Source organism: Dehalococcoidia bacterium (assembly GCA_028711995.1).
Lineage (GTDB): Bacteria > Chloroflexota > Dehalococcoidia > SZUA-161 > SpSt-899 > JAQTRE01.
Map to the genome: position 1 here is coordinate 1 of JAQTRE010000125.1, position 8,693 is coordinate 8,693.

Annotated in this window: 6 protein-coding genes, 1 pseudogene and 1 riboswitch; all 7 genes and pseudogenes read right to left on the reverse strand. The window is 51.8% G+C overall.

Annotated features, from left to right (window positions below; genetic code table 11):
• Positions 1-103: 103 nt before the first annotated feature.
• The gene (locus PHV74_13095) at positions 104-328 is read right to left on the reverse strand and encodes a hypothetical protein (protein MDD5095295.1); all 225 of its coding nucleotides are present in this window, start codon (positions 326-328) and stop codon (positions 104-106) included.
• Between the two features lie 345 nt (positions 329-673).
• Positions 674-1,144: a cyclic nucleotide-binding domain-containing protein gene (locus PHV74_13100; GenBank protein ID MDD5095296.1), complete on the reverse strand. Its 471-nt coding sequence runs from the start codon at positions 1,142-1,144 to the stop codon at positions 674-676.
• A gap of 47 nt (positions 1,145-1,191) precedes the next feature.
• Positions 1,192-2,025 carry an FAD/NAD(P)-binding protein gene (locus tag PHV74_13105; protein ID MDD5095297.1) on the reverse strand — a complete coding sequence of 278 codons (834 nt, stop codon included), beginning with the start codon at positions 2,023-2,025 and terminating at the stop codon, positions 1,192-1,194.
• A complete protein-coding gene (locus tag PHV74_13110; GenBank protein ID MDD5095298.1) occupies positions 2,022-3,053 on the reverse strand; it encodes a 4Fe-4S dicluster domain-containing protein in 1,032 nt (343 codons plus the stop codon). The genes PHV74_13105 and PHV74_13110 overlap by 4 nt, the downstream gene beginning before the upstream one ends.
• Positions 2,986-5,092 (reverse strand): annotated as a pseudogene (gene fdhF / locus PHV74_13115) (formate dehydrogenase subunit alpha). Before fdhF ends, PHV74_13110 begins: the two are co-directional and overlap by 68 nt.
• Before the next feature lie 119 nt (positions 5,093-5,211).
• Entirely contained in the window at positions 5,212-6,030 is an 819-nt protein-coding gene (locus PHV74_13120) for a formate/nitrite transporter family protein (protein ID MDD5095299.1), read from the reverse strand.
• Between the two features lie 298 nt (positions 6,031-6,328).
• Positions 6,329-6,465: riboswitch (molybdenum cofactor riboswitch) on the reverse strand.
• Between the two features lie 430 nt (positions 6,466-6,895).
• Positions 6,896-8,693 (reverse strand): acetate--CoA ligase family protein (locus PHV74_13125; protein MDD5095300.1); only part of this gene is annotated, 1,798 nt, incomplete at its 5' end.

The following is an 8,693-nucleotide window of genomic DNA, read 5'->3' on the forward strand; positions in this document are numbered from 1 at the left end:
GTCTGCTTATGCCTGTGGTTCTCTCTGAACATCCCTTCACCTCAAGTCGAATAGCCTCAACTTGAGTCTATCGCATCCCAATATCAGCTTCAATACCAAGGCGCTACCTTTTTGCAGGAACGCCAAGCATGGTTCTCTTGATATAGTCTGCCACCAGTCTATCAGCGATGTCCTGCATTTCATCAGACTTCACCTGGTCCATGGCTTTCTCATAAGCCTCTATCTGTGATTGTATTGCGTCTCGACAGATTTTGGAAAAGTTGTGGGTGCTTTTGAGAGGCTTGAATCTCTCAATCAGTTCATCTGGAACAAGGATTCCTAAACGCATTTGTTACTCTCCGGCTGCAAGTGAGTCTGTAATGCATAAGACGCTTATGTGCATAATGACCTGGTCCAACCATGATGGACAGTTGCCCATGTGTTTTCCCGATAACTCAACTGGAATCGTTGTTAGAATCACTATCTACTCAATCCTTAAGGAAGCATCATTCAGTAAGCTCTGATTAGGTCCTGATCAACCCCCAGACCACCAATCTTAAATAGTGTAAGGGCGACCTTGTGAGTCGCCCTTACAGGGGACATCCTTTGACAAGCCTGTCCTGAGCGACATTGCAAGTCGCTTGGGCAGGGGGCACCACCCCAACTCCCGGCAGAATTCCTCCGGCAAAGGAATTTAGGAGGTGATATCTGCAAGCTGCAGAAACGTGTTGTGCAGCCTCTCCGCAAGGACCTCGGTCAAGCCCACATATAAGGCATAGGCCAAGGCAGGATTCTTGCGGTGCAATTTGCGCAGGTCCTGTCCGTTGAAAACCAGCATCTTGGTTTTCTCTACAGCGGTTATGGTGGAGCGGTAACGATATGGCGGCACCAGCGCCGACCAGCCAACGACTTCATAACGGGAAGCGGTTTGAATCTTTCGCTCGTGGCCCCTTCCCAGGTCGATGCTGATGGATACCAGTCCCTCTCCAATAACATAGAACTTCTTCGCCTCGGCTCCCGCCATTTCAATGATCTTCCCGGCTTCATACTCGACCTGGGTACAAAGACCAGCCAGAGCCTGAATCTGGTCATCTGTAGCCATCGGTAATGAAACAGACTTGGTCCAGCGTTCCGCTGCCTTTCTCAAGACTTCAATTTTGTCCACTCTCTTCCCTCCTATTTGTGTTGCCAGGGTATTTGCTCGTCTCCGAGTTAAATTTCCTCTCCCAAATCTTTGAGCTGCTGGTAGGAAAAGACCGGGCCATCGAAGCATACATACTTCTCACCGATGTTGCAATGGCCGCATTTCCCCAGACCGCATTCCATCCTTCTTTCCATGGTAGTGATGATGCGATCTCCCTTGAACCCCATCTTCAGCAAGTCCAGAATCACGAAGTGGATCATGATGGGCGGTCCGCAAACAAACGCCACGGTATTGGCCAGGTCTATCTCGATTTTGGGCAAGAGCGAACCGACGACTCCGATATTTCCCTTCCAGTCATTTGCGGGATTGGTGTCAACCGTCATCAGCACTTCGCTGTTGGGCACCTTTTCCCATTTGGCCAGATCGTCCATAAAGCAGAGCATCTTGGGATAGCGGCAACCGTAAAGGATGCTGATTTTCTTGAACTTCTCTCTTTCTGCAAACATCTGGTTGATATTGGAACGAAGCGGTGCCAAACCGATGCCGCCGGCTACGTAAAGGATATTCTTACCAGTAACCTCATCGAAAGGAAACGTGTTGCCATAAGGGCCTCTGAAGCCGATGACATCGCCGACTTTCTTGGCATGCATGGCGCGGGAAACCTTGCCGACCCCTGCCACGCTGAGCTCTAGGTAACCTTTCATAGCGGGCGAGGAAGTGATGGAGATCGGGGCTTCCCCAACTCCGAATATGGTCACTTCGCCGAACTGGCCGGGCCGATAGGCAAAGGACTCTTTCAGAGCCGGATTATTGAACTCCAGGGTGAATGTCTTGATGTTCTCGGCTTCGTCCCGCATTTTTTTGATGGTCATCAAATGAGGGGCATAGATATTATTTGTCATTTCGAGGTTACCCTCCCCAGTACATGAGTGATGTCGATTTCCGCCGGACAAACCTCTATGCATCTCCCGCATCCGGTGCAACCCGGAACGCCGCCGTATTTATCCGGAGTATAGACATATTTGTGGAATATTCGCTGTCGTAGTCTCTCAAATTGGGCCAGCCGGGTATTTTCCGCCGCCATTTGAGTAAAGCCGCCAAGCTGGCAGGTATCCCAGTATCTTACCCTGGTGCTGACTTTCCCGTCTTCGGCGATATCTTCAATATTGAAGCAGTGGCAGGTCGGGCAGACGAAGTTGCAGCCGCCGCAGAGTATGCAGGTTGCCGATTCCTCGGCCCAAAGGGCATCGTCCCAAGTCTCCGGCAATTTCTGTTTGGCCGCTTTGGCATCGACAACGGGCTTGAATCCCTGCTTGCATTTCTCTTCGGCATCGCGGGCTTTTTTCAGGTCATCATCTGTTGCCGCAGCAAAGAGGCTGGGGTATTTATCAGCAATCACTTTGCCCGCTTCGCTGCCGATGTTCACCAGATACTTATCCCCCAAATCGGTGAACATGATATCGAAAGCTTCACTGGCAAAAGGCCCGGTCTGGCAAGCCACACAAAAGCCAGTATCGCACGGCTGATTGCAGTTAAGCCCCATCAGAAGCGTGTTCGACCGACGGGCCTGGTAGTAGGTATCGACGTAGCCTCCCAAATAAATGGTGTCCAGTGTTTTGATCCCGTAGAGATCGCAGGGGCGAATACCCCAGAGGATGCGCTTTTTCGTATTCAGGTGCGCTTGGACACTCACATTCACCTTATCGGTGGCATCGAAGGTGAATATCCTCTCCTTTTGGGGGAACATGTATTCTTTGGGGGAAACCGGAGGCCTGCCTTTGAAATCGGTTGCCAATCCATTGGAACCAAGATCGCCAAACAGCAGGTTGCCATTCTCGATCACGGGTACGATCATTTCATGATCACTGGCCAGCGATTTCAGGAAATCGGCCAGTTTTCCTTTGTTCATTGTAGTCATTACGTTTTTCATAGCCGCTATTTCCTCTCCAGTTTGACCGCGCAGACTTTGTATTCCGGGATTTTGGCCACCGGATCAAATTTATCTGAAGTGAGTCTGTTGGCCGCATTCTCAGCAAAGTGGAAGGGAATAAAGACCAGCCCTTCCTGAATCGTATCCACAACCCTGACCTCGGCTGAGATTTCGCCTCTCCTTGAAGTTACTTTCACCGTCGCATGGTTCCTGACTCCGATCTTAGAGGCGTCGTTTTTATTGATCTCCACATAGCATCTGGGAGCTTCCCTGTCCAAAGCCCAGTCTTTCCGGGTTAGCGTTCCGGTATGATAATGGAACCCGCTGCGTCCGGTGGTGAGCATGAAGGGATAATCGCTGTCCGGTGTTTCTGCGGACGGACGATATTGAATCGGCATGAACTTCCCCTTCCCTCGCGAGAAAGCGCCGCCCTTGTGAAGGAAAGGCGTGCCGGGGTGTTCGGTATTCGGGCAGGGCCAGCTCAGGCCTCCCTTTTCCAGTCGGCTGTAGTTAATGCCACCGTAAGAAGGCGTCAGCTTGGAGACTTCTGCCATAATGTCGCTGGGCGAAGCATAATCCGCCGGGTAGTTGAAGTAACCGAAAAGATCCTTCAGTATCTGCCAGTCGGGCTTGCTGTTTCCGATGGGATCTATGGCCTTTCTGACTCGCTGGACCCTTCTTTCCGTATTGGAGAAGGTGCCGTCCTTTTCAGCACTGGATGTTCCCGGCAGGACTACATCTGCAAGCATAGCAGTTTCGGTCAGGAATATATCCTGCACCACCATAAACTCAAGCTTCTTTAAAGATTTCTCCGCATGATTGAGGTTAGGATCGGAGACCATGGGATTCTCACCCATGATGTACAATGCTTTGATCTTGCCTTCACCGGCTCCGTTTATCATATCCGTGGCGGTGAGTCCCGGCTTTCCGGGCAACGTAACGCCCCAGGCCTTCTCGAATTTCTGGCGGAGTTCGTCGGTGGCTACCGCCTGATAGCCGGGGAAGACATTGGGGAGGCATCCCATATCGCAAGCGCCCTGCACGTTACTCTGGCCTCGAAGGGGATTGACGCCGGTGGATTCCTTTCCGATATTCCCTGTCAGCATTGCCAGGTTGGCACATGACATCACTCCGTCGACACCACTGGTATGCTGGGTAACGCCCATGCAGTAAATTAAGGAGCTCTTTCCGCTGCGTGCATATAACCTGGCGGCCTCGATAATTTGCGCAGCAGGCACCCCTGTGATCTGCGAGGCTTTATCAGGGGTGAAGTCAGCCACCGTTTTTTTCAGGTCTTCAAAACCCTCTGTGTGGTTTTCGACGAAATCCTTATCATGCAAGCCCTCGGCAATGATCACATGGAGCATGCCGTTCATGAGGGCCACATTTGTTCCGGGTTTAAGGCTGATATAGAGATCGGCAAGTTTGCCGACCAGGGTCTTTCTGGGGTCAGCGACAATCAGTTTGGCCCCGTTTTTGACTGCCTTTACAATCTGATTGGCGACCAGGGGATGCTGTTCAGTGGTATTTGAACCGATTGCAAAGATGACCTTGGCTCCGCCGATTTCGGTGATGGAGTTAGTCATGGCGCCGCTTCCGAAGGTTGTGGCCAGACCGGCCACAGTAGCCGAGTGTCAGAGGCGGGCACAATGATCGATATTGTTTGTACCGATAACCGCGCGAGCGAGTTTTTGCAATAGATAATTTTCTTCGTTGGTGCATTTTGCCGAAGTCAGCACGCCAATGGAATCGCTGCCGGATTCCTTTTTGATCTGCGTCAGTTTCTCGGCGATCAGCTTGTAGGCTTCATCCCAAGACGCCTCTCTGAACGTATCACCTTGCCTGATGAGCGGCGTCTTTAATCTCTCCGGACTGTGGATATATTCATGCCCCTGCCATCCCTTGATGCACATCTTGCCCTGACTCACCGGATGAGAGGCACAGGGATAAACGGCAACCACTTTGTTATCTTCTACTCCCAGATAGAAGTTGCATCCACACCCGCAAAATTCACAGGTAGTCAACACCTTTTTTTGCAACGATGTCCTCCTTTTGTGCTTCCGGCTTGGTATTCTGCCAAGCCGGAAGCGTTCATTTCCCCATCACTTCTACTGATTGGCTAAATAAGAGCCCCGATTTTAGCCGGACACATGGTTTTCTACTTCTTGGCTGCAGGTTGTGCTGGAGTTGCTGCTTTATTGTTATCCTTCAGATAGATCCACCAGTATATCCCGCCAACAAAGACCCCTCCGCCAACGATGTTCCCGAGAGTGACCGGTATAAGGTTATGCCAGATGAACTCCCACCAGCCAACACCACAACCCTGGAATATGCCTGCAGGTATGAAGAACATGTTGGCTACACTGTGTTCAAAGCCCAGACATACGAAGGCCATGATGGGGAACCATATTGCCCAAATCTTTCCGACGATATCCTCACTGCTGAGGGCCATCCATACGGCCAGACAGACCAGCCAGTTACAGCCGACTGCGCGCCAGAAGGCAACGTCCCAGTCCAAGCCAACCTTGGCTGTGGCGATCTTACCGATGTAACTGTGCCATGGATCGGCTGCAAAGAGATTTGTTTCGTGCGATAAAAACCAGGCGACGAAGATCGAACCGGCAAAGTTTCCGATATAGACCAGAATCCAGTTTCGGCTTAGCCCGGACCACGTGGCCCTTTTATCCAGGCAGGAAACTGTCGGGAACATGCAGTTACCCGTAAAGAGCTCGGAACCGGCAATGACTACCAGCATCAGTCCGACCGGGAACACGCCGCCGAAGACCAGCTTTTGCAGTCCTGGAAAGTTTCCCCATCCGGTACCGCCAGCTGCCGTCACGGCCAGCTGTGCGCCAAAAGCGATGAATGCGCCGGCCAGAAAGCCGAGTAGCAGCAATTTGTCCGTCTTCATTTGAGTCTTTACTGCGCCTATAGAACATGCAGTCTCAGTAATATCCTTAGGAGCTTTAAATCCCATTATCCGTCCTCCTTTTCCTAATATATGTTGCTATGTTGTTTTTTGGATTTTTCTCGATCTCTTGTAGACAGTCATCCATTCGGGGCTCCAACTTTACGAAACAGTTATTGCAATAAGTCTCCTCCTTTTTGGCCGTCTGAGCAGGTTTCAAAGGAAAATCGCTTCTCTCTGTACCGTGCGGAATCAAACGGAAGCGATCTTCTTCTTTGCCTGAGGCGAATACATGAAAAAGGATGTCCTTTCGTAGACATCCATTCGCCAAACACGTTTTTCATAGTGTATCTAATACCTTGCTTATAAAATAACCATCTTATCTCCTTTCCAATAAGGGAGGCACAAAAGTTTCCTCTTGAACCCTCGAAACCTTTCGGTCTGCCGACTGTGCGCCATAGTTTATACAACTTTAGGCGTTGCAGCTCGGAGAAATTTATAGTCTATGCCAACGACCACTAAAAAACCTCCGGTATTGTACCATAAGTAGCTCATGCAGGCAATACAATGATCCCAGAGACTCATTTTTCCTGACGCAACACGCGCGAGATTGGGGCTAAAGGATTGTGCATTAGCACGAAGGATGAAAGGGACGTTTACTGGTGTTTCGATGAGCGTTTAGGGAACCATTTTTCAGGCAAAAAGCCTTCTGAAACTGCCCGCTCAGATTGAGGTGGCAGGGTGGCCAGGGGCATGACTTGCATACAGTCCGCAGGTGATCAGTCAATGGGATCGATTTTGCCGCGAGATAGGGATAACGCGGGGTTAGAGTCTCGGATTTGCTGATCTGAGCGAGTCGGGCCAATCCCTGATACCGGCCCCGGATGGGGTAAAGCGGAGGCAAGGCCTGTGTGAGCATTGACCCGGGCAATGCTCATTTGACGGCGATCCGGGCATCTACCACCCAGCATCCTTCACCCTGCGCCATGACTTTCACCGGATTGAAGTCCAGCTCAGCGATTTGCGGAAAGTCTTCCACCAGAGCCGAAAGCCGGAGCAGAAGATGCTGAACCGCTGGTATATCAGCGGGAGGAGAACCCCTGAATCCTTCAAATACCCTCGCCATCTTGATGGAGCTGATCAACTCTTTGGCGTCCAGATCGGTGAGCGGGTGGATTTTGACTGCGATGTCCTTGAGAAGTTCGGCATATATCCCTCCGATGCCGAACATCAGCAGCGGGCCAAAGGACGGGTCTTGCGTCATCCCCACAATCGTCTCGATGCCTCCTTCTACCATTTGCTGCACCGTAACTCCTTCCATTTCATTCCGGCGGTCGAGTTGAACCAGCCTGGCCTCAATATCGTTAAAGGCCTTTTCTACATCGCTGCGCGACCTGACGTCAAGTATCACTCCGCCAACGTCTGTCTTATGTATGATTGTGGATGACGCAAGCTTGATGGCAACGGGAAAGCCCATTCTTTCAGCGATGTTGCCGGCTTCGGCTTGAGTTCTGGCGATGATTGCCTCGGCAATGCGTATGCCGTAGCAGTTGAGGAGTTCGGCGATCTCTGCTGCCGAAAGCCAGAACGGTCTCTGGAGATTGAGGGTCAACACTCGCTCCATCAGATTCTGTGCTTTTTTGCGTTTGATTCCGCGGAGCCTGGGAATAACCCCTTTGGGTTTTCTCGCCCATTCGCCATACTCTACAGACTTGGCCAGCGCTGAAACAGCAGCTTCAGGGAACGCATAGCAAGGAACGAATTTGCCCTCGGAGCCCAGTTTTGACTTAAAACCCTTCCGTCCAAGAAAGCAAGCCAGCAGCGGCTTCTTTTGCCGCTGGAAGATGGGGGAGGTACGCCGAAAGGCTTCTTCCATGTTGGTTAGATCAACAACCGTAGGGGGTATGAATATGGCGATCACGGCGTCATTGCCTTCGTTGTTGGCCAGCACCTTCATTACTGCCTCGAATTCCTTCTCCGCAGCACCGGCAGTCAGGTCCAGTGGGTTGCGAATCAATATGTCCCGATCAATTGCTTCCTTCAACGATTTCATCGTTTCCGGGGAGAACTCCGGCAGGACTAACCCGTTATGCTCGCAGGCATCGGCGGCAAGGATACCCGGTCCGCCTCCGTTGGTTAAGATGGCTACCCTTCTGCCTCTCGGAACCGGCTGGTTGGAAAGCAGCTCAGCCACATCAAACAGGTCTTCCAGGACATTTACCCTCAGGATGCCGGCCTGCCGAAAGAGCGCATCGGAGGCGATCTCAGGGGTAGCCAGAGCCCCCGTGTGAGAGGCGGCGGCGCGCGAACCGGCCAGAGTGCTGCCGCCCTTTACCGCCACGATCGGCTTGCTTGCCGATACCCTCCGGGCAATGCGCGCAAAATTGCGGGGATTACCAAATGATTCCAGGTAGAGCAGGATGACTTTGGTGGCCGGGTCATGCTCCCAATACTGCAAAAGGTCATTGGATGAGATGTCAGCCCGGTTGCCTACGCTGGCAAATGTGGATATGCCCATATTGAGTTCTCTGGCATAGTCCAGGATAGCTAGTCCTAGGGCACCGCTTTGGGACAGGAAGGCAACGTTGCCGCGAGGGGGGTAGATCGGCGAGAAGGTGGCGTTCAGACTTACCGCAGGATCGGTGTTGATTACTCCCATGCAATTCGGGCCCACCAGTCGCATCCCATAACCCAGCGCGATATCCCTCAAATCGCTTTCCCGTTCGGCCCCT